General features: G+C 65.8%; 24 protein-coding genes, 3 tRNA genes, 1 other RNA gene and 2 pseudogenes. 17 read left to right on the forward strand and 13 right to left on the reverse strand.

Features of this window, described 5'->3' with window-relative positions:
* The first annotated feature begins 27 nt into the window (after nucleotides 1–27).
* Nucleotides 28–124: signal recognition particle sRNA small type (ffs, locus tag ACXMDM_RS13540), an RNA gene on the forward strand.
* 143 nt (nucleotides 125–267) lie between these two features.
* Here ffs and ftsZ read toward each other — a convergent pair.
* The 5 genes from ftsZ to miaB form a co-directional block, all read right to left on the reverse strand.
* Nucleotides 268–1,392 (reverse strand): cell division protein FtsZ, encoded by a 1,125-nt coding sequence (gene ftsZ, locus ACXMDM_RS13545; protein ID WP_071799987.1) that lies wholly within the window; start codon nucleotides 1,390–1,392, stop codon nucleotides 268–270.
* A 171-nt stretch (nucleotides 1,393–1,563) separates the two neighbouring features.
* The gene (locus ACXMDM_RS13550; RefSeq protein ID WP_259723193.1) at nucleotides 1,564–2,385 is read right to left on the reverse strand and encodes a cell division protein FtsQ/DivIB; all 822 of its coding nucleotides are present in this window, start codon (nucleotides 2,383–2,385) and stop codon (nucleotides 1,564–1,566) included.
* Between the two features lie 50 nt (nucleotides 2,386–2,435).
* Entirely contained in the window at nucleotides 2,436–2,846 is a 411-nt protein-coding gene (locus ACXMDM_RS13555) for a hypothetical protein (RefSeq protein ID WP_259723192.1), read from the reverse strand.
* The gene (locus tag ACXMDM_RS13560) at nucleotides 2,843–3,949 is read right to left on the reverse strand and encodes a D-alanine--D-alanine ligase family protein (RefSeq protein ID WP_071799990.1); all 1,107 of its coding nucleotides are present in this window, start codon (nucleotides 3,947–3,949) and stop codon (nucleotides 2,843–2,845) included. The genes ACXMDM_RS13555 and ACXMDM_RS13560 overlap by 4 nt, the downstream gene beginning before the upstream one ends.
* Nucleotides 3,950–4,015: 66 nt before the next feature.
* Complete coding sequence (gene miaB / locus ACXMDM_RS13565; RefSeq protein WP_071801900.1) at nucleotides 4,016–5,383, reverse strand: tRNA (N6-isopentenyl adenosine(37)-C2)-methylthiotransferase MiaB; 1,368 nt, start codon at nucleotides 5,381–5,383, stop codon at nucleotides 4,016–4,018.
* A 34-nt stretch (nucleotides 5,384–5,417) separates the two neighbouring features.
* Between miaB and ACXMDM_RS13570 the strand changes: the two genes are divergently transcribed.
* A complete protein-coding gene (locus ACXMDM_RS13570) occupies nucleotides 5,418–6,521 on the forward strand; it encodes a dipeptide epimerase (protein ID WP_071799991.1) in 1,104 nt (367 codons plus the stop codon).
* Nucleotides 6,515–7,486, forward strand: a pseudogene (locus ACXMDM_RS13575) (N-acetyltransferase DgcN family protein); the annotation flags it as partial. The gene ACXMDM_RS13570 and the pseudogene ACXMDM_RS13575, both read left to right, overlap by 7 nt.
* Nucleotides 7,487–7,572: 86 nt before the next feature.
* Here ACXMDM_RS13575 and ACXMDM_RS13580 read toward each other — a convergent pair.
* A tRNA-His gene (locus tag ACXMDM_RS13580) sits at nucleotides 7,573–7,645 on the reverse strand.
* 62 nt (nucleotides 7,646–7,707) lie between these two features.
* Between ACXMDM_RS13580 and ACXMDM_RS13585 the strand changes: the two genes are divergently transcribed.
* Genes ACXMDM_RS13585 through ACXMDM_RS13595 form a run of 3 tightly spaced genes read left to right on the forward strand, consistent with a single transcriptional unit; the run spans nucleotide 7,708 to nucleotide 11,015 of the window.
* Nucleotides 7,708–8,133: a DUF4359 domain-containing protein gene (locus tag ACXMDM_RS13585; protein WP_071799992.1), complete on the forward strand. Its 426-nt coding sequence runs from the start codon at nucleotides 7,708–7,710 to the stop codon at nucleotides 8,131–8,133.
* A 54-nt stretch (nucleotides 8,134–8,187) separates the two neighbouring features.
* Nucleotides 8,188–9,516, forward strand: a complete 1,329-nt coding sequence (locus ACXMDM_RS13590) for an amidohydrolase family protein (protein ID WP_233831006.1) — start codon at nucleotides 8,188–8,190, stop codon at nucleotides 9,514–9,516.
* Nucleotides 9,517–9,569: 53 nt separating this feature from the next.
* Nucleotides 9,570–11,015, forward strand: a complete 1,446-nt coding sequence (locus tag ACXMDM_RS13595) for an FAD-binding oxidoreductase (RefSeq protein ID WP_233831008.1) — start codon at nucleotides 9,570–9,572, stop codon at nucleotides 11,013–11,015.
* Between the two features lie 45 nt (nucleotides 11,016–11,060).
* Here the strand turns inward: ACXMDM_RS13595 and ACXMDM_RS13600 are convergent, their stop codons facing one another.
* From ACXMDM_RS13600 to murA, 5 genes are all read right to left on the reverse strand, one after another.
* Nucleotides 11,061–11,597 carry a pentapeptide repeat-containing protein gene (locus tag ACXMDM_RS13600; protein ID WP_071799995.1) on the reverse strand — a complete coding sequence of 179 codons (537 nt, stop codon included), beginning with the start codon at nucleotides 11,595–11,597 and terminating at the stop codon, nucleotides 11,061–11,063.
* Between the two features lie 58 nt (nucleotides 11,598–11,655).
* Nucleotides 11,656–12,963, reverse strand: a complete 1,308-nt coding sequence (locus ACXMDM_RS13605) for a bifunctional folylpolyglutamate synthase/dihydrofolate synthase (protein ID WP_071799996.1) — start codon at nucleotides 12,961–12,963, stop codon at nucleotides 11,656–11,658.
* Nucleotides 12,964–14,148 (reverse strand): aspartate aminotransferase family protein, encoded by a 1,185-nt coding sequence (locus tag ACXMDM_RS13610; protein ID WP_071799997.1) that lies wholly within the window; start codon nucleotides 14,146–14,148, stop codon nucleotides 12,964–12,966.
* A 65-nt stretch (nucleotides 14,149–14,213) separates the two neighbouring features.
* Nucleotides 14,214–14,295, reverse strand: a tRNA-Leu gene (locus ACXMDM_RS13615).
* Nucleotides 14,296–14,323: 28 nt separating this feature from the next.
* Complete coding sequence (murA, locus tag ACXMDM_RS13620) at nucleotides 14,324–15,625, reverse strand: UDP-N-acetylglucosamine 1-carboxyvinyltransferase (RefSeq protein ID WP_071799998.1); 1,302 nt, start codon at nucleotides 15,623–15,625, stop codon at nucleotides 14,324–14,326.
* A gap of 221 nt (nucleotides 15,626–15,846) precedes the next feature.
* On the opposite strand from murA, the gene ACXMDM_RS13625 reads away from it, so the two are divergent.
* The 6 genes and pseudogenes from ACXMDM_RS13625 to ACXMDM_RS13650 all read left to right on the forward strand — a co-directional run bounded on the left by ACXMDM_RS13625 (nucleotide 15,847) and on the right by ACXMDM_RS13650 (nucleotide 20,466).
* Nucleotides 15,847–15,930, forward strand: a tRNA-Leu gene (locus tag ACXMDM_RS13625).
* 77 nt (nucleotides 15,931–16,007) lie between these two features.
* On the forward strand, nucleotides 16,008–16,256 hold the full coding sequence (locus tag ACXMDM_RS13630) for a DUF8653 family protein (protein WP_071799999.1): 249 nt from the start codon (nucleotides 16,008–16,010) through the stop codon (nucleotides 16,254–16,256).
* A gap of 31 nt (nucleotides 16,257–16,287) precedes the next feature.
* The gene (locus ACXMDM_RS13635) at nucleotides 16,288–17,079 is read left to right on the forward strand and encodes a TrmH family RNA methyltransferase (protein WP_259723191.1); all 792 of its coding nucleotides are present in this window, start codon (nucleotides 16,288–16,290) and stop codon (nucleotides 17,077–17,079) included.
* Nucleotides 17,076–18,503, forward strand: a complete 1,428-nt coding sequence (locus ACXMDM_RS13640; protein WP_071800001.1) for a dihydrolipoyl dehydrogenase — start codon at nucleotides 17,076–17,078, stop codon at nucleotides 18,501–18,503. The genes ACXMDM_RS13635 and ACXMDM_RS13640 overlap by 4 nt, the downstream gene beginning before the upstream one ends.
* 51 nt (nucleotides 18,504–18,554) lie before the next feature.
* On the forward strand, nucleotides 18,555–19,439 hold the full coding sequence (gene trpC, locus ACXMDM_RS13645) for an indole-3-glycerol phosphate synthase TrpC (RefSeq protein WP_071800002.1): 885 nt from the start codon (nucleotides 18,555–18,557) through the stop codon (nucleotides 19,437–19,439).
* Nucleotides 19,440–19,674: 235 nt separating this feature from the next.
* Nucleotides 19,675–20,466: pseudogene (locus tag ACXMDM_RS13650) on the forward strand (amidohydrolase family protein).
* A 129-nt stretch (nucleotides 20,467–20,595) separates the two neighbouring features.
* Here ACXMDM_RS13650 and rpsD read toward each other — a convergent pair.
* Nucleotides 20,596–21,204 carry a 30S ribosomal protein S4 gene (rpsD, locus tag ACXMDM_RS13655; protein WP_071800003.1) on the reverse strand — a complete coding sequence of 203 codons (609 nt, stop codon included), beginning with the start codon at nucleotides 21,202–21,204 and terminating at the stop codon, nucleotides 20,596–20,598.
* Between the two features lie 49 nt (nucleotides 21,205–21,253).
* Here rpsD and yidD point away from each other — a divergent pair, with 49 nt between their 5' ends.
* The 4 genes from yidD to aqpZ all read left to right on the forward strand — a co-directional run bounded on the left by yidD (nucleotide 21,254) and on the right by aqpZ (nucleotide 24,345).
* Nucleotides 21,254–21,568 (forward strand): membrane protein insertion efficiency factor YidD, encoded by a 315-nt coding sequence (gene yidD, locus ACXMDM_RS13660; protein ID WP_083544360.1) that lies wholly within the window; start codon nucleotides 21,254–21,256, stop codon nucleotides 21,566–21,568.
* Between the two features lie 76 nt (nucleotides 21,569–21,644).
* Nucleotides 21,645–21,932, forward strand: a complete 288-nt coding sequence (locus ACXMDM_RS13665; RefSeq protein ID WP_071800004.1) for a glutaredoxin family protein — start codon at nucleotides 21,645–21,647, stop codon at nucleotides 21,930–21,932.
* A gap of 87 nt (nucleotides 21,933–22,019) precedes the next feature.
* Nucleotides 22,020–23,534, forward strand: coding sequence for a UDP-N-acetylmuramoyl-L-alanyl-D-glutamate--2,6-diaminopimelate ligase (locus ACXMDM_RS13670; protein WP_071800005.1), 1,515 nt, complete (start codon nucleotides 22,020–22,022; stop codon nucleotides 23,532–23,534).
* Nucleotides 23,535–23,622: 88 nt separating this feature from the next.
* Nucleotides 23,623–24,345 (forward strand): aquaporin Z, encoded by a 723-nt coding sequence (gene aqpZ / locus ACXMDM_RS13675; RefSeq protein WP_071801902.1) that lies wholly within the window; start codon nucleotides 23,623–23,625, stop codon nucleotides 24,343–24,345.
* 34 nt (nucleotides 24,346–24,379) lie between these two features.
* Here aqpZ and ACXMDM_RS13680 read toward each other — a convergent pair whose 3' ends face one another.
* Nucleotides 24,380–25,642, reverse strand: a complete 1,263-nt coding sequence (locus ACXMDM_RS13680) for an aminotransferase class V-fold PLP-dependent enzyme (RefSeq protein WP_083544361.1) — start codon at nucleotides 25,640–25,642, stop codon at nucleotides 24,380–24,382.
* A 57-nt stretch (nucleotides 25,643–25,699) separates the two neighbouring features.
* On the opposite strand from ACXMDM_RS13680, the gene ACXMDM_RS13685 reads away from it, so the two are divergent.
* Nucleotides 25,700–26,116 carry a hypothetical protein gene (locus tag ACXMDM_RS13685; protein WP_071800006.1) on the forward strand — a complete coding sequence of 139 codons (417 nt, stop codon included), beginning with the start codon at nucleotides 25,700–25,702 and terminating at the stop codon, nucleotides 26,114–26,116.
* Nucleotides 26,117–26,220: the final 104 nt, after the last annotated feature.

A 26,220-nucleotide genomic window follows, 5' to 3' on the forward strand; every position in this document is an offset into this window, starting at 1 on the left:
TCTAATCAGGCTTGCTATCATCGCTTCGACTCGGACCGATGCGGCCGGGACGCCCAAATCTGGTCAGAACCGGAAGGGAGCAGCCACACGGGATGCTCCAGGCAGGCGTCGGCTCCGGGTCACCCCTTTTGCAACTTGGCTGACTTCAGGACGTTGACCTTGAAGGTCAAATCTGTGGCATGCCAACGCAAGGCCAACGAAATCCAGCCGCACACAACGCAGCTGCACGGTCAGCAGGTAGGGAATGGCCGGCCCCGAAGCTCCGGGTCACTCGTCCTCGGTGCGGGTCTGGCGGTTCAGCAGGAAGGGAGGGATCTTGGCACCCCGTTGATCGCCGGCGGGTTGGGTCAGAGCAGCAGGCTTGGGGCTGGCGAAACTGGAGGTGACGTTGTCTTGGTGCCTGTAGGCAATGCCACTTTCAAAGCCGGTGGCAATCACGGTGACGTGAATCTCACCTTCGAGCTTTTCATCCACCACGGCGCCAACAATGATGTTGGCATCGGGATCAACCAGGTCGTAGATGACCTCGGCGGCATTGGTCATGTCCTCCAGGGTCATGTCCTTGCCACCGCTGACGTTGATCACGCAGCCCTTGGCCCCATCGATTCGTGCTGATTCCAGCAGCGGGCTGCTCATCGCGGCCTGGGCCGCTTCGGTGGCACGGGAGCGGCCTGAACCCACGCCAATGCCCAGCAGGGCTGTGCCGGCCATCGTCATCACCGAACGCACATCGGCAAAGTCAACGTTGACCAGGCCGGGTTTGGTGATGATGTCACTGATGCCCTTCACACCCTGACGCAACACGTCGTCGGCGGCGCGGAACGCTTCTTGCAGAGGCGAACCGGCGATCGCATCACGCAGCCGGTCATTGGGGATGACGATCAGGGTGTCGACATGCTCAGCCAGCCTGGCAATGCCTTCCTCCGCCTGCTTCTGGCGCTTGCGCCCCTCGAAGCTGAACGGCTTGGTGACGATGCCAACGGTGAGGGCGCCGCACTCCTTGGCGACTTCGGCGAGGATCGGTGCCGCTCCTGTGCCCGTGCCGCCACCCATTCCGGCGGCAATAAAGACCAGATCAGCGCCCTCAAGCGCCGCCAGCAATTCGGGGCGCGATTCTTCCGCCGCCTTCTGGCCGATCACCGGGTTGCCACCGGCTCCAAGCCCCCGGGTCAATTTCTGGCCCAACTGCACCCGCTTCTGGGACGCCGACTGCAGCAGCGCCTGAGCATCGGTGTTGAGAACCCTGTAGCCCACCCCTTCGAGATCGGAGGCGATCATCCGGTTGACCGCGTTACTGCCGCCGCCGCCGACCCCGATCACTTCGATCCGCGCGGTCTGGCTGGGCACGATGCCGTTGCTGCTGGGAGAAGGGGAGTGGGAGGGTGTGGTCACGGAAAAGTGCAGAGAATCTGGGTAAGTGGAGGTGGTATTGGCGTCAGGTGCAGTCTCCACGAAGAACCCTCATCCATTCGGCTTCGGTAGCATTATGTATGTCAAACGTGAAACCCCATCTGTTTAAACGATCACTTTTGCTTGGAAGCCTGATTCGAGAACAATGACCGGTCAATTGGTCCCGGCCGTAACGGTCCCGGTGGAACCCTTGGCAGCCTCCTTGGCGGGGGCAGCCGGCAGGCCCAGTTCCGGCTTGTCGGGATCACTCAGATCAATCGATTGGATGGTTCGGCCCTTGAGTTGGCCTGGCAGCTCCCCGGTGAGGTGATGCATCAGCTCAAGGCGACGCAGGAGCTGGGCATCGGCCGGGCCCAATCTCACCTGGCCCAGCGCCTTGGTCCGCAGCAAAAGATGGCCATTCGGCTCGAAACGGATCTCTTGCAGTGGGCTGCCCAGGCTGTTGCGCCGCTCCAGGATCTGGGCCAACGCCGGACGGTGCCACTCCTGCCAGCCCAGCACCGAGACCATCGGCTGCGGACTGGTCCTGGTGAGGGCGACCTGCTGGTGGCTCAGGCTCATCCAATTGCCCAGACGATCGACGTAGCCCCGCTCAAGACCAGCGCCCTTTCCCCGCTGCGCCCGTGCGACGGCCTGGCGGTCGACCAGATCGATCCGCAACCGAGGAGGCAGCATCAGCCGCTCAACCTCGACGTTCTCCACCGGCAGCGCCGCCGCCAGCCTCTGCTGCAACTGCTTGGGTTGGAGGTTGAGCAGCAGGATGGGGAATTGCAGCCCAGCGGCCTCTACCACCTGATCACGGCTCACCTGCTGGCTGCCGATCACGTTCACCTGCTCAGGACCGCGCAGGCTCCAGCCATGGCGGAGTAGTCCGTAGCCGAGACCAGCCGCACAGGCCGAAAAGAGGGCCAATCTCCAGAGGTTGTTGAGCCGCTCCCGGCGGCGCTGATCGCGCAGCTGCCGCCTGCGCTCCACACCGGGAGCTAGGGGCTTTGGGGGGGTTGGGGACTTTGGAGACGTTGGACTCACAGCTCACAACGGGAGCGCGCCATCAGATCATCCATCCAACGTCTGGCTCGATCAGCATCGGAGAAATCCAGATCCTTCTGTTCGCCATTGCCGACCAGGCGCAGGCGGCAACTGCCCTGGCTTTCTTCGGTGAGCGGCGCGTCACCAGAGCCGAGGGCCATCAACTCCAGCAATTCGAGCTTGCTGATCACAAAACTGCCCTGGGGCTTGAGCTGGCCGGCCTCGAAGCTGCTCCAGGTGAGCACGCCATCGAGCAGCCGGGCGGCGCCGCAGCCATCAAGTTTGGCGAGCTCAGAGCCTTCAGCCCAGCAGCGGAACAGGCGCTGCCGGCGGCGCTCCAGCCAGCCAAGGGCGGTGAGCATCACAAAGACCACCAGCAGGGGCAACCAGAGCAAGCCGTGACTCATGGCGCCAACGCCTCTTCAACCATGCGGAACCCATAGTCTCCCGCCGCCTCGACCAACTGGTGCACCAGATCCACAAGTGATACACCGCTGGCCTCCCACAGCATCGGCACCATGCTCTGGCTGGTGAAGCCCGGCAGCGTGTTGATTTCGTTCAGCCAGAGGGTTTCAGCGCTTTCATCGTAAAAAAAGTCGACCCTGGCCAGCCCCGCCGCCGCCACCGCCTGGCAGGCCCGGATCGCCAGTCGTTGCAGTTCCGCCTGAATTCCAGCGGGCAAGCGGGCTGGGATCAGCGTGCGGCTCAAGCCAGCGGTGTATTTGGTCTGGTAGTCGTACCAGTCGGCCTCGAAGCAGATTTCACCCACCACCGACGCTTGCCACGTTGCTGCGGCGCCTGGCCCGCTCGCGCGCACCGCACATTCGAGTTCCCGCGCCGTTACCCCCTGCTCCACCACCAGACGGGGATCGAAGCGGGCCGCCTCTCGCAGGCCCTCCAGCAGGGAGCGGCGGTCTGTGGCCTTGCTGATTCCCACGGAGGAGCCCAGGTTGGCCGGCTTGACGAAACAGGGATAGCCGAGCTGACGCTCCAGCCTGCCCAGCAGCTGTTCAGGTTCGGCCTCAAGCTCAGCGGCCTGAACCGCCGCATAGGGGACCTGGGGTAATCCGGCGGCGGCGAAGGCGGCCTTCATCGCCTGCTTGTCCATGCCCACCGCCGAGCCGAGCACCCCGGAGCCCACGAACGGCACCTGCATCAGCTTGAACAGGCCCTGGATCGTGCCGTCTTCGCCATTGGGGCCATGCAGCACCGGAAACCAGACCTCCACATCCAGCGCTCCCTCGGGGAGCCCCTGGAAGCCATCCCGTTGCGGAGCCGCCGGGAGATCGGCAGCCGTGGCCGGCACGCCCTGGCCCAGCACCACCTCGGCAAGGGCGGGAGGCCACCAATGGCCCCGCTGGTCGATGTAATAAGGCTTCACCTCATAGCGCGCGGCATTGGGGCCGCTGCGCAGGGCGCCGATCACGGTGATCGCCGATCGGATCGACACGGCATGCTCACCTGAGACACCCCCGAACACCAAGCCAAGGCAGCGGGGGGAGCGGGGCATACGCAAGGGAAGGGCCGGATCGGCGCCAAACGTATCAGCGATCGGGGTTCTGCCCAGGGGCAGGGCTCAGCGCACGGCCAGGCCGCTGAGCGAGAAAGCCCGCACCGACTCGATCTGGACCATCACCCGATCACCGGCTTGGTAGATCTTTTCCCCGCCTGTTTGAGTTGCCGGGAAGAAGGTGAGCCGGTTGGTGCGGGTCCGGCCCATCAGCTGGGAGGGATCGCGGGGGTTGCTCCCCTCCACCAGCACCTCCTCGCGGCGGCCCAGGTAACGGCCACTGCGCCGGCGGGCTTCACTCTCCACCAGGGCATTGAGCTGCTGGAGCCGCTCCACCTTGACGGCCTCACTCACCTGTCCTGGCCAGGTGGCGGCAGGGGTGTTGGGGCGCGGCGAGTAGGCGGCGGTGTTGAGCAGGTCGAAGCCGATCTCCTCCACCAGGTCCATGGTGGCGCGGAACTGGGCCTCGGATTCGCCCGGAAAGCCCACAATCGCGTCGGCACTGATCGCCGCATCGGGCATCTGCTGGCGGATGCGCTCGATGATCCGCTTGTAGCGGCTGACGCTGTAGCCGCGCGCCATTGCCTTGAGCAGGGCGTCATCGCCGCTCTGAAAAGGGATGTGAAAGTGTTCGCACACCTTGCTCAGCGAGGCGCAGGCGTCGATCAGCCGTTCGGTGAAGTAGCGGGGGTGGCTGGTGGCGAAGCGGATGCGCTCGATCCCTTCGACGTCGTGAATGTGATGGAGCAGGTCGGTGAGCGTGTGCTGACGCCGACCCTCGGCAGTGATGCCGGGCAAGTCACGACCGTAGGCATCAATGTTCTGGCCCAGCAGGGTGATTTCGCGGTAGCCCCGAGCCGCCAGGGCTTCGATCTCCTGGCGGATCGTCTCGGGGGTTCGCGACTGCTCCTGACCCCGCACCGCCGGCACAACGCAATAGGTGCAGCGCTCGTTGCAGCCGTAGATCACATTCACCCAACCGCAGACCGCGCTGTCGCGGCGGGCCGTGGTGATGTCTTCAAGGATGTGATGCTCGCCGGTGGCCACCACCTGCTGACCGCTCTCCACCTGCTCCAGCAAGATGCCCAGGCGGTTGGCGTGCTGGGGGCCCATGACCAGATCGAGTTCGGGCACCCGCCGCAGCAGGCTCTCACCCTCCTGCTGGGCCACGCAGCCGGCCACCACGAGGGTGAGATTGGGATTGAGGCGTTTGCGCTGGGCCTGGCGGCCCAGGTAGCTGTAGACCTTCTGCTCAGCGTTGTCGCGGATCGTGCAGGTGTTGTAGAGCACCAGATCAGCGCTGTGCTCATCGGTTCCAGGGGCATAACCCATGGTTTCGAGAATCCCGGCCATCCGCTCGGAATCCGCCTTGTTCATCTGGCAGCCGAAGGTGGTGATCCAATAGCTGCCCCGGCGCGTCAGGGTCGGTGTCATCCTCTCAGTCTCAACCACGGCAAACACTGGGTCCATGCAAGGGCGCCTGCAGCGATTTTCGCTCATCAAAGACGTGCCGCTGGCGATCAGTCGCGGCACGACCGCTTCGGTCGAACGCCTGCTGGTGGAGGTGGAGCACGGGGGCCTGATCGGCCAGGGCGAAACCGGCGGCTTCGAAACAGGTCATCGTCACTTCAGCACTGACGCCGTGGCCGAGGAGCTGGAGCGGGTGCTGCCCCAGCTGGAGGGCCTGGGTGCCAACGGCACAGCCCAGGATCCCTCAGCCTGGCAAGCGCTGGAGCCCCTGCTGGCACCCCTCTCGCCACCGGCCCGCTGTGGCCTGGATCTGGCCCTGCACGACTGGTGGGGCAAGCGCCTCGAGCAGCCGCTCTGGCGGCTCTGGGGACTGGAGCGCCAGGCCTGCAGTCCCACCAGCATCACCCTCGGCCTCGGCTCCACAGAAGCGGTGCTCGCCAGGCTGGAGCGTTGGGGCCAGCAGCTGGGCGTCACTCCGATTCGCATCAAATTGAAACTGGGCAGCCCCGACGGTCCAGGCCATGACCGGGCCCTGGTGCGCACAGTTGGCCAGGCCCTGGCGGGGCCGATGGCCGGCAGCCAGGCCGAGCTCCAGGTGGATGCCAATGGCGGCTGGGACCTGGCCACCGCCTGTCAGCTGATTCCCTGGCTGGCCGAGCAGGGGGTGGTGCTGGTGGAGCAGCCGCTGCCCGCCCTGGCCGATCCGGACGCTGACACTGCCGGCTTCGCCGCCCTTGACACCCACTGCCCGATCCCGCTGGTGGCCGATGAGAGCTGCTGGGACCTGGCCGATCTGCTGCGGCTGGCTCCCCATGTGGATGGGGTGAACATCAAGTTGCTCAAAACCGGCGGGCTGCGTGAGGCCGTGCTGATGGCCCAGACGGCCCGCAGGCTCGGTCTCGATCTGATGCTGGGCTGCTATTCTGACAGCGCCCTTCTCAATGGCGCCGCGGCCCAGTTGCTGCCCCTGGTGCGCTGGCCGGATCTCGACAGCCATCTCAACTTGATCAACGACCGCTTCGAGGGACCCGATCGCTGCGGCGACCTGGTGCAGCCCTCGCTGCGCCCGGGCCTGGGCGTGATCGCCTCAGCGCGATGCTGAGCGCCACAGCGCCGATCGTGCTGCTGCTGCACGGGGGGCTCGACAACCTCTCCGGCAAGACCGGCCTGGCCCTGTTGCGCTACCGGCCGGGGCCGATCGTGGCGGTGGTGGATCCGGGCCATGCCGGCGGCAGCCTGGAGGCGATCACCGGCATCCGGCGGTCGGTGCCCGTGGTGGGCGATCTGCGCTCTTCCCTCGCCTATGGGCCCCAGGTGGCGGTGGTGGGCCTGGCCCCTTCCGGTGGAACCTTGCCAGCCGGGCTCCGCAACGACCTGCTGGTCGCCCTCGACGCCGGCCTGTCGGTGGCCAGCGGCCTGCACACCCGCCTTGGCGACGACCCTGAGCTGGCGGCACAATGCCAGCCGGATCGGTGGATCTGGGATCTGCGCAAGGAACCGCCGGGTCTGGAGGTGGCCAGCGGCCAGGCCGCTGGCCTGGGCGGCCAGCGGATCCTCACGCTGGGAACCGACATGGCCGTTGGCAAAATGAGCGCCTGCCTTGAGCTGGTGGCCGCAGCGAGGCGCCAGGGTTGCGCAGCCCGCTTCGTCGGCACAGGGCAAGCAGGCATCCTGATCAGCGGAGCCGGCGTGCCCCTCGATGCGGTCCGGGTCGACTACGCCGCTGGCGCCGTGGAGCAGGCGGTGCTGCAGGCCGCCGCAGGGGCCGGGCCCAACGCCACCTTGTTCGTGGAAGGCCAGGGTTCGCTCTGCCATCCCGGCTCCAGCGCCAGCCTGCCCCTGATCCGCGGCTGCCAGCCCACCGGCTTCCTGCTGGTGCACCGGGCGGGCCAGACCCATGTCAAGAACCATCCGAGCATTCCCCTGCCGCCCTTAGCCGAGCTGATCGCCACAATCGAGCAGCTGGCCACCCTCGGCCGATCGGACCCAGCCAGCCCGGCTCCGCAGGTGCGCGCCGTGGCACTGAACACGGCGCTGCTCAGCGAAGCGGAAGCCCAGAGCCAGGCCGCCGCCATCGAGACGGAAACCGGACTGACCTGCGCCGATCCGGTGAGAAGCTCCGCAGCAGCCGATCGGCTGCTGGAAGCGATAAGGGCGAGCGAGGGGATTCGAACCCCCGTATGGCGGCACCACAAGCCGCTGCCTTAACCACTTGGCGACGCCCGCCGTGGTCTTTGCCAATGTATCAAGCAGCCCTGCCCCCTGACTTGCCCCGTGCGCCATCCGCCATGACGATCCGATGGAGAACGTTGGCCATCGCCGCTGCGGGTCTCGGCGGTGGCGCCTTGGCCCTGGCCTTCACCAATCCAGGTCCGCCCGAATTTGAAGACTTTGCTTCCGAACAGCTGGTCGAGAGGGCGATTGGCGAGGTCTGCGGGCCCGATGGCCTACCGGCACCGCTAAGGCTTGTGATCAAGAATTGCCCGGAGCTGATCCGTGGCCAGCGCCAGATGCTCGGAAGCCTGGCTGGGCAGAGCAGCCGGCGCCAGAACTTCGGGCTGTTCAGCCTCTACCGCACAGCGATTGGCGGCCCGTCCGTGCTGCCCTTCCTCAGCCTTCCCACCTACCACGCCCTCACCTTGGCGGGGGCAGGCCAATTCGTGATCCTGAGGACATCCAGTGACGCCAACGACTCCTCCCCCGGCAATCCCTAATCAGGGCTTGGCAGCACAGCGCCGATGACGGACCCGACGTTGAACCCAGCGCAAGTGACCACGCCGGACGGCCTGCCGCCATTGAGGCTGCCGCGCAGCCTGCTCGACCCGCTGCGCAGCGACCTGCCCCGCGCCGATGGCGAAGGACTGGTGAGCGTGCGCCTCGGCCATTCAGCCGGCCGGATCACCAGCATCAGCGCCTACAGCCCCCAGCCGGGTGAGCTGTTGCCGCTGGCGCTCACGCCCCTACTTGAGCCCCATGCCCACCTCGACAAGGCCTTCACCTGGGAGCGCCACCCCAATGGCTACGGCACCATGGCCGGCGCCCTGGCGGCCAACCAACAGGAGCACCTCCAGCGCTCACAGGAGCAGGTATGGCAGCGGGGCGAACGGGGCCTGCAGCAGGCGTGGCGCCAGGGCTCCCGGGCCATGCGCAGCCATGTGGACAGCGCCGGGCCTGCTGCGGAGGCCAGCTGGGAGGCCCTGCTGGACCTGCAACAGCGCTGGCAGCAGCGGCTGACCCTGCAACTGGTGGCCTTGGTCCCGGTCGGGCACTGGGCCACGACCGCGGGGGCCCGGCTGGCCAGACGCCTGGCCAGCCGGGCCGGGCCAGCGACGGATGGGAGCTCCCTGCCGATCCTGCTCGGTGGGGTTCTCGGCGCCCCCTTCTCGGCCGATGCCGGCGAGCGAGCCGGATTGCAGGCTCTGCTGCGCTTGGCTGACGAGCTTGGCTGCGGTGTCGACCTGCACGTCGATGAAAGCAGCGGCGAAGGCGGCAGCGCTGGAGCAGGCGTCGCCCTGGTGGCCCGGCTGGTGAGGGAGCAGCGAATCGCCATTCCCGTGACCTGCAGCCACAGCGCCAGCATGTCCCAGCTTTCCAGCCGTCGCTGCTTGGACCTGGCCGACGTGATCGCCGAGGCGGGGCTGGCCGTGGTGGCCCTGCCTCCCACCAACCTCTGGTTGCTGGGCCACCACGGTGGGGACACGCCGAACTCGCGACCGATGGCGCCGATCCGCCAACTTCAGCGGGCCGGCGTGACTGTGGCAATTGGTGGAGATAACGTCCAGGATCCCTGGTTTCCAGGCGGTGATTTCGATCCGCTCGAACTGTTGCGGCTGTCGGTGACAGCCGCCCACCTAGCCCCATGGCAACGCCAGGGTCTGATGCCGTTCACCACCGCTGCGGCCAGGCTGATGGGGCTGGCCTGGGACGGGGTGCTGCGCGAAGGGGCGCCCGCTGACCTGATCCTCCTGGCCGCCAGCAACTGGAGCGACCTGCTGGCCCGCTGCCCGCAGCGGCGGGTGCTGCGCCAGGGCCAGTGGTTGCCCCCCCTGGAGGCTCCGGCCTTGCAGTCGCTGCTCGATGCCCTGCCCGTGGGGTAGGGCCACCTGTCAGAACAAGCTCACCATGGGCTTCGCCCTCTTTTCTTGCCGCCGTGTCCGTCAAGCCTGCCTTGAACCCCTTCCCTGAGGGCCTGCCCGAGGATCTGCCTGCAGCGGCCACGGCAGCCCAGTTGGCGGCGATCGAAACCGAACTCAGCGAGGCCAGCGGGGCCACCGGCTCAGGGCCAAAACTGGTGCATGACGGGCCAGAGCTGGCGCGCCTCTCGCGCGACTGTTTCGACTACTCACCGGTGTTGCAGCCCTTGCTGAGCGGCCGATTGGCCCAGCTGGTGGTCAAAGCCAGCCGCCTCGAGGAGGTGCTGGCCGTGGCCAAGGCCTGCAGCCGGCAGGGTGTTCCGTTGACCCTGCGCGGAAGCGGCACCGGCAATTACGGCCAGTGCGTGCCGCTCGCGGGCGGGGTGGTGCTCGACCTCAGTGGCCTGAACCGGATGCGGCAGCTCGAGGCCAGCTCTGGGATCGTCACGGCCGAAGCGGGCTGCCTGCTGGCCGACCTCGACCGTCAACTGTCGGTTTCAGGCCGCTCACTGCGGCTGGCCCCCAGCACCTGGCGCAGCGCCACCGTGGCTGGGTTCATCGCTGGCGGCTCCGGAGGCATCGGCTCCCTGCGCTGGGGATTCCTGCGCGATCCAGGCAATCTGATCGGCCTGGAGCTGGTGACCCTGGAGGCGGAACCCCGCCTGCTCCAGCTCGATGGAAGAGCAAGCCGGCCGATCAACCATGCCTACGGAACCAACGGCATCATCACGGCGGTCCGCCTGCCCACCGCCGCCGCCGTGAACTGGCAGCAACTGGTGGTGGAGTTCAGCCACTGGGAGCGCGCCCTCGAAGCCGCCCGGATGTTGCCTGGCACAGCCCTGCTGCTCCACAGCCTCTGCCTGCTGGAGGAAGCTGTGGCCCGTCAAATGCCAGCCATCGGCGGCCAAGGAGCAGGCGGCTGCCCAGCGGCCCGTGGCCATCGCCTGCTGCTGTTGGCGGCGCCCGATACGCTCGAAATCCTGCCCCACCTGCTGGCGGATCTGGGCGGGACCCTCATCTGGCAGGCGCCGGAACAGGGCCAGCGGGGGCTGCCGCTGCGGGAACTCTGCTGGAACCACACCACCCTGCATGCGCGGGCCCATGACCCGGGCTGGACCTACCTGCAGATGCTGCTGCCCCAACCGGAAGCACCCTTCCTCTCGGCCCTGAAACAGCGCTGGGGCGAGGATCTGCTCTGGCACCTTGAGGGGGTGCGGCAACAGGGGAGCCAGCGGCTGGCGGCCCTTCCGCTGGTGCGCTGGCGCGGCGCAGAGTCCCTTGCCGAGCTGATCGCTGAGGTCCACCAAAACGGCGGCCTGCTGTTCAACCCCCACGTCTTCAACGTCGAGGACGGCGGACTCGGTGTGGTCGATGCCGACCAGGTGTCAGCCAAACATTGCTATGACCCGGCCGGACTGCTCAACCCAGGCAAGTTACGGGGCTGGGCTGAGCGAAAGCGCTGAAAGCAAGCATTGAGGAAAACGCTCAACACTGCAGGCAGCCCGGGGTCAACGGCATTCGAGGCTGAGTCGGGTGCTGACGCCGGTGACCGGATGGGTGCCATGGGCCCGCAGGCAAAGTTGCCGTTGGTCGGCGCGATCGAGCAGGGCATCGCTGAAGTCGGCGTTCTCGATGCGGGCCTCACTGAAGTTGCTGCCAGCTCCAATCACGCCGCGCAGCAGGGCACCGCTGAAATCGGCACCGCTGAAGTCGACCCGGTCCATCAGGGCATCGCTGAGATCGGCCCCACGGAAATCGGCCCGCGAAAAACTGGCCTGGGTGAGGATCGAACCGCGCAGGTCGGCGCCGGCGAAGTTGGCATCGGCGGCGGTGGCCCCGGCAAAGGAACTGAAGGCCAGGGCCTGGCCACTGAAATCAGTGCCGCTCTGATCGGTGAGGGTGTAGTCGACCCGGTCCTGGAACAGGGCCTTGCCCTCGACCGCCAGCAGCGGTGCTGGAGATACAAGCGCCAGGCAGACCAGCGCAACGGCCCCGAGGCGGAGCAGCCAGCTCCAGGGCGGCTGGCCGTGGTCGATTCGCGCCATCTCTTCATCTCGCAACCACCGCCTCACTCTCACCCGGAACGGGTCCATTCCTCACCCTTCAGCTCGCCGTGTTGCTGAGTTCGCCGCCAGCGAGCAGGCTGCCCAGCAGATACAGCGACCCAGCCACGACCACAGCCTGCGGGCCGCCGCCGGCGCTGAGCTGGCGACTGGCGTGGATACTTGCGCAAGCTGTGGCAGCGGCGGCCAGGGCTTCAGGAAGATCGGCCGCGGCGCTGAGCTGATCGGCCAGCTCGGGGCAGGCGGCCAGCAGGGAGTCGCGATTCCAGCTGGGATGGCCGGGCACCGGCACCAGCCAGGCCCGCTCTCCAGGAGCCAGCAGGGCACCGAGCAGCTCGGGTGCCTGCTTGTTGGCGAGGATGCCGACCACCCACAGCCAGGAATGGGACGCCCCGGATCGGGGCACCCGCTGATCCAATTCCGCTCGCAGGGCCACGGCGGCCGGAACGTTATGGGCCCCATCGAGCAGCAGGGGTAGGCCGCGCCACCAGGCCGGCTGCAGCCGGGCCGGCCAGCGGGCCGCAGCAAAACCCGCGGTGATCGCCTGGTCGGGAATCGTCCAGCCCTTCTGCCGCAACGTCTGCAGCATGCCGAGGGCAACGGCGCTGTTGAGGCGCTGCACCTGGCCGGGCAAACCACTACGCCAGTGCAAGTTCCCCGCACAAAGCTCATCACCGCAGACCTCAAGCGGATCCACCCAGAGCAAGGAACACCCCAGGGCTGCCGCCCGCTGCTGCAGGGCGGCAGCCACCTCCGGGAGCTGGGGCGCGCTGACTGCGGCGGCGCCGGGGCTCAGGGCTCCGGCCTTTTCGCTGGCGATCAGCCCGAGGGTATGGCCGAGATACTCGGCATGGTCGATGCCGATCGTGCTGAAGCCCACCACCTGCCGATCGGGGTGCACGCTGGAGGCATCGAGCCGGCCTCCCAGTCCCACCTCCAGCACGACAATCTCCAGCCCGGCCTCGGCGAAGGCCAGAAACGCGGCGGCGGTGATCAGCTCGAACGGAGTGAGGGCATGGCGTTGGGCCAGGGGTTGCAGCCCCTGGAGCAAGAAGCGCAGCTGGGGCGCTGGGATCTCGCTTGGGCCCAGCCGGATCCGCTCGCACCAGCTCACCAGGTGGGGGGAGGTATAGAGGCCGCAGCGCAAGCCAGCGGCGCTGAGAGCGCCATGGAGAAGGGAACAGATCGAGCCCTTGCCGTTGGTGCCGGCCACCTGCACGGCCGCAAAGCGACGTTCGGGATGGCCGAGTTCGGCCAGGGCGGCCTGCAGACGCTCCAGGCCCAGGTCAATGCCGCGGCGGCTGAAGGGCTCGATCAGATCTGCAAAGCTATCGACGCCGTTTGGCACTCAAGCGGCGGCGATCGCCTGCAACGCCTGCTCCAGGCGTGACACGGCCAGGTTCAGCTGGCGGGGCTTGATCACCAGGGGTGGCACGAAGCGCACCACCCGCGGTCCAGCGGGCACAACCAGCAGGCCGAAATCGATCGCCTTGCGCACCACCTCAGGTGCTGCCGGGCCATCGGCCCGCAGCACCAGGCCCTGCAGCAAGCCCCAACCCCTCACCCCTTCGAGCTGCTGGGGGCGGCGGCTGACCAGATCAGCCAGCAGTTTCTGCAGCAGCACACCCATCTGCTCCACATGCGGCACCAACAGGCGGCGTTCCAGTTCCTGGGCCACGGTGAGCGCAGCGCGGCAGGCGAAGGGATTGCCGCCGAAGGTGCTGGCATGGTCGCCGGGGCGGAAATGGTCGACGGCCTGCTTGACGGCAAGCGCCCCGATCGCGATGCCACCGCCAAGCCCCTTGGCCAGGCTGATCGCATCGGGCTCCACCCCAAGCTTCTCGTAACCCCAGAGGCGTCCGCTCCGGCCCATGCCGATCTGCACCTCATCAAAGATCAACAGGATGTTGCGCTCATCGCAGAGCTGGCGCACCCGCCGGAAGAAGGCCGGATCGCCGGGGTTTACCCCCCCTTCACCCTGCAGGGGCTCGAGCATCACGGCAGCTACCCGGGGGCCACTGGCTTCGGCTTCGGCAAGCAAAGCCTCAAAAGCCTCAGGGTCGTTGTAAGGAAAGAAGCGGAATCCTTCCACCATCGGCTCGAAGCCCTGGTGGTAGCGGGGCTGACCGGTGGCGCTCACCGCCGCCAATGTGCGGCCGTGGAAGCTGGCCTGGGCCGTGAGGATGACCGGCCGCTCAATGCCTCGCACGAGATGGCCATGCTTGCGGGCCAGCTTGATCGCCGCTTCGTTGGCCTCGGCTCCGGAATTACAGAAAAAGACGCGATCGGTGCAGCTGCGGCTGGTGATCCAGGTGGCGAGCAGTTCCTGTTCCGGGATCCTGTACAGGTTGGAGACATGCTGTAGGCGCCCGAGCTGGCGGCTCAGGGCCCGACGCATCACCCGATCGCTATGGCCAAGAGCGCAGGTGGCGATGCCGGCGACGCAATCGAGGTAGCGATTTCCGCGACTGTCCTTGACCCAGACCCCCTTGCCCTCCACCAGCTCAAGAGGAAACCGGGTGTAGGTGTCCATCACCGCACTTTGTGGCGGCGTGGCGGACTCGCCTGGGCGAGCCAGGGCTGTGCGGCCAGGTGCAATGGGAGCGGTGGGACTCGAACCCACAAACCCGAAGGCGCTCGATTTTGAGTCGAGTCCGTCTACCAATTCCGGCACGCTCCCATGGGCAAAACTTTAGCCGCGCCTGTGCTCAGACTTCAACGCGACGGATCGCGGCGCCGACACTGTTGAGCTTGCCTTCGAGGTCGGAGTAGCCCCGATCGAGGTAGCAAAGGCCCTGCACGGCGGTGGTGCCTTCGGCCGCCAGGCCCGCCAGGACCATGGCCGCAGAGGCGCGCAGGTCCGTGCCTTTCACTGGCGCTCCGCTGAGCTGGGGGACGCCCTCAACCAAGGCGGTGTTGCCGTTGAGACGAATGTTGGCCCCCATGCGCTGCAGTTCGGCCACGTGCTGGAGGCGGTTCTCGAAGATGTTCTCCACCACCATGCTGGTGCCAGGGATCGTGGCCAACAGGCTCATAAAAGGCGCCTGCAGGTCTGTGGGGAACCCGGGAAAGGGTTGGGTGCAGATGTCAACGGGACGCAGGTCGCCTGGATGGATGGTGAGGCCGGCTGCGGAGTCCGTGAACGAACAGCCGGCATCTTCGAGCTTGGTGATCACAGCGCTGAGATGGTCGGTCGCGATCGGGCCAACGGTCAGCTCCGAGCGGGTGATCGCAGCAGCCAGCAACAGGGTGCCCGCTTCGATGCGATCGGGGATCACGGCGTAATCGGCTCCATGCAGGGCCTTGACGCCAACGATGGTGATCGTCGGGGTGCCGGCGCCATGCACTTCTCCGCCCATCGCCACCAGAAGACCGGCGAGATCCACCACCTCAGGTTCGAGGGCAGCGTTCTCGATCACCGTCTCCCCATCGGCCAGGGCGGCGGCCATCATCAGGGTTTCGGTGGCCCCAACGCTGGGGCAATCCAGGCAGATGCGTCCACCTGAGAGGCGATTGCCGCGGCCTGGAACGGCCGCTGAAACGATTCCGTGCTCAATGACCACCTGAGCCCCGAGTGCTTTCAGGCCCTTGACATGAACCGCGACGGGCCGCGAGCCGATCTGGCAGCCCCCTGGCATGGGGATCTTGGCTACACCGAGCCTGGCGAGGAGAGGGCCGATACAGAAAAAGCTGGCACGCAGGCTGCTGACCAGCTCGTAGGGCGGCATGGCCCGGCTCAGGTGGCTGGCGTCGAGCTCGACCCAATCAGGGCCGCTTTTCACCTTGACGCCAAGGGCCATCAGGATTTCCCCCATGGCCGCAATGTCGGTGAGAGGGGGAACGTTGCTGAGGCGCAGAGGTTCTTTGGTGAGCAGGCAAGCCGCCATCAACACCAGAGCGGAGTTTTTGGCCCCGTTAACGCGTACTTCACCAGCCAGGCGACGACCACCGGAGATCTCCAGCTGGGGTGTAAGCAAAAGCTGGGGAGCCACGGTGGCGGTCAGGGGCATGGCTCTAGGGCATGGATTTGTTTGGGCATCTTGACAACCAAGCCACGGATCGTCTAGGCGTCCGCCCAAGAAACTGTCTTATCTAGTCACAAATTCAATTTCAGGAGGTTCAGCGGCAGGTGAAACAGCTTCGGCAACCCAGCCTTCAGCCCCCGCCGGGAGATGGGGGGATGGGGCACCACGATGTTTTATGGTTTGGAGCCCACTTCGGTGGCGGGCCAGCGGATGTGGCGGAATTGGTAGACGCGCTAGTTTCAGGTACTAGTGGCAGCAATGTCGTGGGAGTTCAAGTCTCCCCATCCGCATTTTTCACTCCAGCTCCAAACGTGGCTACTGTTTCTGCCCGGTGTTGGGTCCCATGCACCGCTGAACCAGATTTCCGATGATCGTCCTCAAGATCACCAATGCGTCCGATGTGGTGGCGGGAAAAATCGGCAAATTCCTCGAAAGCCTCACCCCCGACGCCTTCGATCAAATCACCATTGAAGACATCGTGGTGAAGAAGTTGGTGGAGAATCTTCAACAGGAAGGCCTGAAAGGAGAAGTGGCCTCGATCCAGGGCATTGACCTGGTAGAGGCGAATCTGGTCCTGGAAGAGTCCACCATGGTTCGTCGCCATCAGCACTTCTGAGCCGCTGATCACCAGCCGGCGCCATCCGCTGGTGGCCCGATTCCGGGCCTTGCAAAAATCTGAGGGCAGGCGTGAGCAGGGCCTGCTGCTGCTTGAAGGCACCCATCTGCTCGAAGAGGTCATCAGCCTTGGCCTGGCACCCAGAGAGGTGCTGGCCACCCCGGCCTGGCTGCAGCGGCATCCTGCCTGGAGCCCGATGCCGGCCCTTCGCCCCGTGTCCGAGTCGGTGCTGGCCGCCGTCGCCACCACGGCCCATCCCGACGGGGTGGTGCTCAGCCTGCCCTGGCCCGATCCGGCCGCTGAGGGGCCAATCGGCTTCGTGCTGGCGCTCGATCATCTGCAGGATCCCGGCAACCTCGGCACCTTGATGCGCACGGCCCTGGCCGCCGGGGTGGAGGCTCTCTGGCTCGCTGGCGGGGCTGATCCCTGGCAACCCAAGGTGCTGCGGGCCTCCGCAGGCGCGGCCCTGGCCCTGCCGCTGCAGCGGTTTGAGGCCCTGGCTTCGCGGTTGCAGCAGGCGCGCCAGCAGGGGGTTCAGGTGGCGGCCAGCGTGGTTCCAGCAGGCGACGCGATGGCAGCCGCCACCCCAGCCACTCCGTATTGGCAGCTCGATTGGACCCGCCCCACCGTGCTGCTGCTCGGCAATGAAGCCGCAGGGGTGGCGCCCGATCTACTGGCTTGCTGCAGCCACCACGTCACCATTCCCCACAGCCGCGCCGTCGAGTCGCTGAACGTGGCGGTGGCGGCCGCTCCCTTGCTATTGGAGCGCTGGCGCCAGCAACAGGAGAGAATGCCGGCTATTAGCAGCAACGCACCACTGTGAGTTTCGACTTCGATGTGATCGTGATCGGGGCCGGCTACGGCGGCTTCGATGCCGCCAAGCACGCGGCCGATCACGGGCTGCGCACCGCCATCGTCGAATCACGCGACATGGGCGGCACCTGCGTGAACCGAGGCTGTGTGCCCTCCAAGGCCCTGCTGGCCGCCAGTGGCCGGGTGCGGGAACTGGCCGACGTTGAGCACCTCAGGGGGTTTGGCATCCATGCGGCACCGGTTCGCTTCGAACGCCAGGCAATCGCCGACCACGCCCACCAGCTTGTGGCCGCGATTCGCGCCAACCTCACCAAAACCCTGGAGCGCTCCGGCACCAAGATCCTGCGCGGCAAGGGTCGGCTCGATGGCGCCCAGCGGGTGGCGGTGCGCGAGGCCAGCGGCGTCGAGAAGGTTTACAGCGCCAAGGAGGTGATCATCGCCACCGGTTCCGACCCGTTTGTCCCACCCGGCATCAACACCGACGGCCGCACCGTTTTCACCAGCGATGACGCGATCAACCTGGAGTGGTTACCGCGCTGGATCGCGATCATCGGCAGCGGCTACATCGGCCTGGAATTCGCCGACGTCTACACCGCCCTGGGCTGTGAGGTCACGATGATCGAGGCCCTCGATCGGGTGATGCCCACCTTCGATCCCGACATCGCCAAGATCGCGGCCCGGCGGCTGATCGATGGCCGCGAGATCGACACCCGTGCCGGCCTGTTGGCCCGCAAGGTGGAGCCGGGTTCACCGGTGCGCATCGAGTTGGCGGACATGGCCAGCAAGGAGCTCGTGGAGGTGCTGGAGGTCGACGCGGTGCTGGTTGCCACCGGCCGGGTGCCGATCAGCAAAGATCTCAACCTGGCCAGCGTGGGGGTGCAAACCCAGCGCGGCTTCATCCCGGTCGACGACGCCATGCGCGTGCTGGCCAACGGCGAGCCGGTGGCCCACCTCTGGGCCGTGGGCGATGTGACCGGGAAGATGATGCTCGCCCACACCGCCGCTGCCCAGGGCTCTGTGGCGGTGGAGAACATCCTTGGCCACAGCCGCCTGATCGATTACCGCTCCATCCCCGCCGCCACCTTCACCCATCCGGAGATCAGCTCGGTGGGCCTCAGTGAAAGCGACGCCAGGGCGCTGGCCACCAGCGAAGGGTTCGAGCTCGGCCTGGTGCGCAGCTACTTCAAAGCGAACACCAAGGCCCTGGCCGAACTCGACAGTGATGGGCTGATGAAACTGCTGTTCCGCAAGGACAGCGGCGAAGTGCTCGGTGCCCACATCTACGGGCTCCACGCCGCCGACTTGATCCAGGAGATCGCCAACGCCGTGGCCCGCCGCCAGGGGGTGCGCGAACTCGCCAGCGAAGTTCACACCCATCCCACCCTCAGTGAACTGGTGGAGGTGGCCTACAAGCAGGCCGCCGCCCAGCTCTAAGAACCAGAGCAACCCATCGATTCCTACGATCAGTACCCTTGCCACCGGCCTTTGGAGATTCGCCGCCGTCCCCCCAATCCACCGGTGAAGGTGGCCCACCTTCAGTACGGCATCCCCCACAGCGAAGCCGAACCCCGTCACATCCTCGAAAAGATTGTGTGGGCGAAGGATCGTGAGATCACCGCCGATAAAGAGCGCGTCAGCCTGCTGCAACTGAGGCAGCAAGTGGAGGCTCTGCCGCCCACCCGGGATTTCGTGTCGGCCCTGCGGGCCAGTTGCCGCAAGCCGGCCGTGATCGCCGAGATCAAAAAGGCCAGCCCGAGCCAGGGGGTGATCCGGGAGGATTTCGATCCGGTGGCGATCGCCTCGGGCTATGTGGCCGGTGGGGCCAGCTGCCTGTCGGTGCTCACCGACAAGACCTTTTTCCAGGGAGGGTTTGAGGTGCTGGTGGCGGTGCGGCAGGTGGTGGAGCTGCCCCTGCTCTGCAAAGACTTCATCCTCTCCCCCTATCAGCTGTATCAGGCACGGGCTGCCGGCGCTGATGCGGCCCTGCTGATCGCCGCGATCCTCAGCGACCAGGATATCACCTACCTGCTCAGGGCCGCCCGCAGCCTCGATCTGGCCGTGCTGGTCGAGGTGCATGACGAGCTGGAACTCGAACGGGTGCTGGGCCTAGATGGGGTGGAGTTGATCGGGATCAACAACCGCGATCTCACCACATTCACCACGGATCTGGCCACCACCGACAGCCTGATGGCCCGCTTTGGCGAGCGCCTGCGCCAGAAGGGAGCCCTGCTGGTGAGCGAATCAGGCCTGCACAGCCGTGGGGATCTCGACCGCGTTGTGGAGGCCGGTGCCGATGCGGTTCTTGTCGGCGAGGCCCTGATGCGGCAAGCCGATGTGACGGCGGCCCTGGAGCAATTGATCAGCGGTTGAGGGCTGCTCCCTCCGGGAATTTTTCTGTTGGATCCGGTGATATGGACGTGGAAACCCCATCAGGCCAAGGGTCATGAACAAAATTGCCCTGGAGGAACACTTCAGTGCCCCGGGTCTTGAGCCCTCCATCAAGGATGTGGCGTTCTTCGATCCCGACATTCTTGGCGCCATTGAGGCTGCCTTGCCTGATCTATCAGAACAGCGCCTCCAAGCCATGGATCGCGCTGGGATCTCCATGGCCGTCCTTTCCCAGACGGCGCCTGGTGTGCAATCCATCAAGGATGCGACCCTTGCGGTGGAGCTTGCCCGTCGCGCCAATGATTTTCTGCATGTGCGCACGGCGTTCGCTCCTGAACGGTTTCGCGGTTTCGCTTGTCTTGCTCTGCAGGATGTTGACGCTGCCTGTGATGAACTCAAACGTTGCGTTTCAGAGCTCGGTTTCGTGGGGGCCTTGGTGAATGGTTCCACCGGTGGTGCCTACCTGGATGAACCCCAATTCGCTCCTTTTTGGCACACGCTCGAACAGCTTGATGTGCCGCTTTATTTGCATCCTGGGTTGGTCAGCGGAGAGTCTCAGGCCTTCAACGGTCATCCTGAGCTGGAGGGCGCCGTCTGGAGCTGGACCTGTGACACCGCCACCCACGTCCTGCGGCTGGTGTTCTCCAGGGTGTTTGACCGCCATCCTCAGGCCTCGGTGATCCTTGGCCATATGGGTGAAACCCTGCCTTACATGCTCTGGCGGCTGGACAGCCGTGCCGACGTGACAACTATCGGTCGGACGTTGAGTCGATCTCCGTCAGAGACGCTGAAGAGCCATGTGATGGTGACCACATAGGGAGTGTGTGCGGATGCCCCCCTCCGGTGTGCCCTGGAGACAATGGGCGATCAGGCGGTGATGTTTTCCACCGATTACCCGTATGAAGACATTCAGCTTGCTGCCGATTGGATCGAGAACGCCGCCATCCGCGAAGACCAGCGGATCAAGGTCTGCTCCACCAATGCCCAGCGCGTCCTGCGCCTCGGGTAAAGAACCAAAGCTGGCACAGGATCTGCCCATCTCGGCCTGTTGGCAGCAGCCCCCTTCCCATCAAAAAACCCCGCCAAAGGCGGGGTGATGAGAAGCAAGCAAAGGAGCTGAGTGGAAAGGTCCCGAGGATCAGACCTTGCGGCTGTAGAACTCCACCACCAGCAATTCGTTGATTTCCAGGGCCACCCATTCCCGCTCGATCCGGGCATTCACCTTGGCGGAGAGCTTGGTCTTGTCGAGCTCCAAATTGGGGGGAATGTTGGCCAGACCGGGGAATTCCAGGTTGCCTTCAGCGAGTTGGCGGCTGGCCTTGCGATCGCGAACCACGATCAGGTCGCCGGGGCGGCACTGGTAGCTGGGGATGTCAACCACACGACCATTCACAGTCACGTGACCATGGTTGACCAGTTGGCGAGCACCGGGAACCGTGGGCCCGAAACCGAGGCGGAAGCAGATGTTGTCGAGGCGATTCTCAAGCAGTTTGAGCAGGTTGGTTCCTGTGGAGCCGTCCTGGGCGCGCGCTTTCTTCACGTAGCGCACGAGCTGGCGCTCGGAGATGCCGTAGTTGAAGCGAAGCTTTTGCTTTTCTTCGAGGCGGATGGCGTATTCGGAGCGCTTGCGACGGGCTTGGCCGTGCTGACCGGGGGGATAAGCCCGCTTGGCGGACTTACGGGTGAGACCGGGAAGGTCTCCCAAGCGCCGCGTCACCCTCAGGCGAGGACCGCGGTAGCGAGACATGAAGGAAGGGGCAAAGGGCAGGGAAAGGTGGGGCTCTGCTGCAGGCAGGATGGGGAACGTCTCCCCATGCCTGCCTGCAGTGCCGCACCAATCGGAGATCCTATCGGTTGGCTCTTCAGGAGACCGGCCTGCCTCTGGCTTCAGCAGGCTTCTGAGCGCCCTGCTGCTGGGCCTGATCGCGGCCTACCGCCGCTGGATCTCACCCTTGCTGGGCCCCCGCTGCCGCTTCATCCCCAGCTGCAGCGCCTATGGGATCGAGGCGATCGAGCGCCATGGCCCCTGGCGTGGCGGCTGGCTCACCCTGCGCCGCCTGTTGCGCTGCCATCCCTTCACCCCCTGCGGCTGCGATCCGGTCCCGGACTGAGCCCGGCTGGCCCTGCTCAAGCGGGCCCCACACCCCTCCACAGCGCCCTCTCCATAACACCCTCTCGCCGCGCACCATGGCTGCCCTCCCCCCGCTCACCCTGTTCAGCCGTGAAGGGTGTTGCCTGTGCGCAGGCCTGGCTGATCGCCTGGCCGCCCTGCCGCTCCCGCCACAGCTGCAGGTGGTCGACATCGACACCGATCCAGCCCTGAAGGCTCGCTATGACCTGGAGGTGCCGGTACTGGCCGTGGGCCGAAGCAGCGGCCTGATCGAGCTGCCGCGGGTTCCTCCCCGGCTGCGGGGTGATGGCCTGGAGCGCTGGCTGGGCAAAGCGCTTGCTGCCCTTTCCCCCCCACCAGCCTGATCCTGCCGAGCAAACTGGCCCAGCTCCGGCTCGCCCCGGCTCGCCCCGGCTCGAACCATCCACACCGCCGCCCGCTTCCAGCCCGCCATGCCCCCAACGCTCCACCCCCTGCTGCTTCAGGCCGGTCTTGCCATTCCCACTGGCCTGCCAGACGGGGAGGTCAGCGGCGTCAGCTCCGATTCGCGGCGGATCAGCCCTGGCACCTTGTTCATCGGCCTGCCCGGCGGCCAGGTCGATGGCGGCAGCTTCTGGCCCAAGGCCTTGGAGGCCGGTGCCGTGGCCGCGGTGATCGGGGTGGAAGCGGCGGCGGCGCAGCCCCCCCAGCCGGGCGATCCAGTGCTGGTGCTGGAAGGGCCACTGGCCCCCTGGCCCGGACGGCTGGCGGCCGCGTTCTGGCAAAATCCAAGCCAGAAGCTGGCCTTGATCGGTGTCACCGGCACCAATGGCAAAACCACGACCACCCACCTGATCGAGCACCTGGCCGCCGCGGCGGGCCAGACCACGGCCCTGTTCGGCACCCTGGTCAACCGCTGGCCCGGCCATCGCGCCACGGCCAGCCACACCACAGCCTTCGCCGACCTGCTGCAGGGCCAGCTGGCTGAGGCCGTTGCGGCGGGCAGCGCCCTGGCGGCCATGGAGGTGAGTTCCCACGCCCTCGACCAGGGGCGGGTGGCGGGCTGCCATTTCGCCGGAGCCGTGTTCACCAACCTGAGCCAGGACCACCTCGACTACCACCCGTCGATGCAGGCCTATTTCGAGGCCAAGGCCCTGTTGTTCGCCGAACCGTTGCTGGCGGGCTGTGCGGTGGTGAACATCGATGATCCCTGGGGGGCGAAATTGGCGGACCACCTGGCCGGCAGCCTCGGCGAGCGCCTCTGGCGCAGCTCCCTCAACGCAGCCGACGCCGAGCTGCGGATGGGGGAGCTGAGCTTCAGTGCCGATGGGGTCAGCGGCAGGCTGCATACGCCGCTGGGCCATGGCCCGTTCCGATCACCCCTGGTGGGCCGCTTCAACCTGATGAACCTGTTGCAGGCGGTGGGGGTGCTGCAGCAGCAGGGCGTGGCATTGCCCCGGCTGCTGGAGGCCATCCCCTCATTCCCCGGCGTGCCCGGGCGCATGGAGCGGGTGCGGCTGGCTGAACACTCGGCTGGCACGGAGGCCTTGCCGGCTGTGCTGGTCGACTACGCCCACACGCCAGATGGCCTGGAGAACGCCTTGGCCGCCTGCAGACCCTTCTGCAGCGGGCGACTGATCTGTGTGTTCGGCTGCGGTGGTGACCGGGATCGGGGCAAGCGGCCCCAGATGGCGGCCATTGCCGCTCGCCTGGCCGACCGGGTGGTCGTCACCTCCGACAACCCACGCACCGAAGATCCGGGGCGCATCCTTGACGACGTGGCGGCCGGCATCCCCGCCGGCACGGATCTGCTGGTGGAAGGGGATCGGGCCAGCGCCATTGCCCTGAGCATTGCGGCAGCAACGGCCGGTGATCTGGTGCTGATCGCCGGTAAGGGCCACGAGGATTACCAGATCCTCGGCACCACCAAGATCCACTTCGACGACCGGGAGGAAGCGCAGCAGGCCCTGCACCAGCGCCTGGCTTGATCGCTCCAGGAGCGGGAAGGGGTGATTGTTATCCTTACAACGCCTTTCTTCGACCCAACGGTTTCAATTCATGTCCCAAAGTGTGCCGATGCCCAAAAAGTTCCTAGCCGAACTGATTGGGACCTTCTGGCTTGTCCTCGGTGGCTGCGGCAGCGCCGTGCTGGCTGCCGTCTTTCCCTATGACAACGCCGCCGCCAACCCCCTGGGCCTCGGTTTTCTCGGCGTATCGATCGCCTTCGGCCTCACCCTGTTAACGATGGTTTATGCCATCGGCCATATTTCCGGCTGCCACATCAATCCCGCCGTGAGCTTCGGCCTCTGGGCCGGCGGCAAGTTTCCAGGCTCCGGGCTGCTGCCTTACATCGTCGCCCAGGTGCTCGGCGCCGTGATCGCCGGTGGCGTGATCAAGCTGGTCGCCAGTGGGCGCCCCGGTTTTGAACTGACCGGCAGCAATCCTTTGGCCACCAATGGCTTCGGTGCCCACTCCCCCGGTGGCTACGGCTTGCTCTCTGCGCTGGTGATCGAAGTGATCCTCACCTTCGTCTTCCTGCTGGTGATCCTCGGCGCCACCCACAAACAGGAGCTCGGCGCCATCGCCGGCGTGCCGATTGGTCTCTCCCTGACCCTGATTCACCTGATCAGTATTCCTGTCACCAACACCTCGGTGAACCCTGCCCGCAGCACCGGTGTGGCGCTCTGGGTCGGAGGCCAGGCCGTGGGCCAGTTGTGGCTGTTCTGGCTGGCCCCAATCGTGGGGGCTCTGCTGGCCGGTTGGGTCTTCAAGGCGATGTTCGATCCCGAAACAGCCTGACTGACGACCAGGCCTGACACCCATCCGGGCACTGCTAGTGGAGAAAGGAGTTGAGGGCGGCCAACAGCTGCTCCACCTCCTCGCTGGTGGTGGTCAGGTGGGTGCAGGCCCGCAGACAGTGGGGGTGATCAAGGCTGCGCAGCCAAACTCCCTGCTGGCCCAGTTGTTCCACCAGAGATTCCGGCGTGTGGCCCCGGCCATCGCCCTCCAGTTCAACACTGACCAGACCAGCTGGCGGCGGCTCCTGGAGCAGGGTCTTCAGCCCTGGGATGGCCTGAAGACCAAGCCAGAGCTGGCTGCTGCGCTCGCGGATCAAGGCCAGACGAGCCGGCGCCCCTCCGACCGCATCCAGCAGTTCAAGCGAGCAGCGCAACCCGGCCATCAAAGGAGCGCAGGAGGTGGCTACCTCGAAGCGGCGACCATCGTGGTGCCACGGATCATGGCCACCACCCGGGCCATCAAGGCCGGCATCGTTCTCATTGGCCAGGCTGCGCCATCCCCCCAGCGTCGGTCTTGATGCGCTGAGGATTCGCTCCGACAGGGCCACACCCCCCAGGCCCTCTGGACCGCAACACCACTTGTGGCCGGTGAAGGCGTAGATATCGGCCGCCGAGGCTGCCGCCGCCACCGGCAGGGACCCCACCGACTGGGCGGCATCGACCAGCAACCAGGGATGGCGAGGGTGGTGCTCCAGCCGCTGGGCCACCGCTTCGATCGGCATCACCAGACCGGTGTTCCAAAGCAGGTGGGAGAGCACCACCAGGCGGGTGCGCGGAGTGAGGGCCTGATCAAGAGCGTCAAGCACGGCCCCATCGCTGGCCACGCCTGAACCCGGGCGGATCGAGCCCACCGCCAGGGTGCTGAGCGTGAGCCCTTCACGGTGGGCCAGCTCCCGGCAGGCCGCCACCACACCGGGATGCTCGCAATCACCGATCAACAGTTCATCGCCGCCCTGCCAGGGCAAACCCCAGAGCGGCAGCACGCAGCCACTGGACACATTTTCGGTAAGCGCCAGCCGATGGGGCGGCACGCCGCAGATGACCGCCAGATCAGCGCGCAGACCCTGGGTCTGAGCCGCCAGCCACGGCCAGATGGATCCCGTGAAGGGCCCCAGCTCCTGGATACGCTGCCAGCTCTCGGTAATCGCCGCCAGCGACGGCGAAGGCAGTGGCCCCTGGCCGCCATAGTTGAAGTAGGTCTTGTTCGCCAGGGCTGGCATCAGCGCCCGAAGCTGGGCAGGGCTCAGCGGTTCGCCGCGCAGCGTCTGGGGATCGGCAGGGATGATGGCGCTCGACATAACGTTTCTAGGGGAAGAAATGAACCTTGATAGGCTTGAGCCAGGGGAGCGAAGGGATTGGGTCAGCTCGGACTGAACAGCAGGCTATGGATTGATCAGGAACCAGAGCAAGTTGAAGCGAGAATCACACAGATCAACGATCCAATCCAGGTTGAAGCCCTCAGGCAATTGGCTCGCGAGGGTTACTGCCTGCTCAAGTCCAGTATTCCCCATTCAGCTATCGATGCCTATCTTGCTATCATCCATTCAGACAACCAACCCTTCCCACTTAAAGCCAGTTTAGGGCGTGACATCTTTTCCTTCGCCAGCCTTGATCCAAACCAGCCCCTCGTCAAGATTCTCGATAGTCATTTTGCTTTTGCAGAAGCTCGGGCCCTAGGCCTGGCCGCACCAATCAGGAGCCTGCTCGCGCTGATCTTCAAGGAAGCACCAGTCACCTTTCAAACCCTGTATTTCCAAGTGGTTTCCCTCTAACATGGCTAAAGTTTTTTCCAAAATAAACAATAACACGAGCTTCTTCGAATTGCTCATACCAATCTAAAATGAATTCGATAGCTTATTGAGTGCTCAAATTGCTC

The organism is Synechococcus sp. CS-603, from assembly GCF_977929215.1.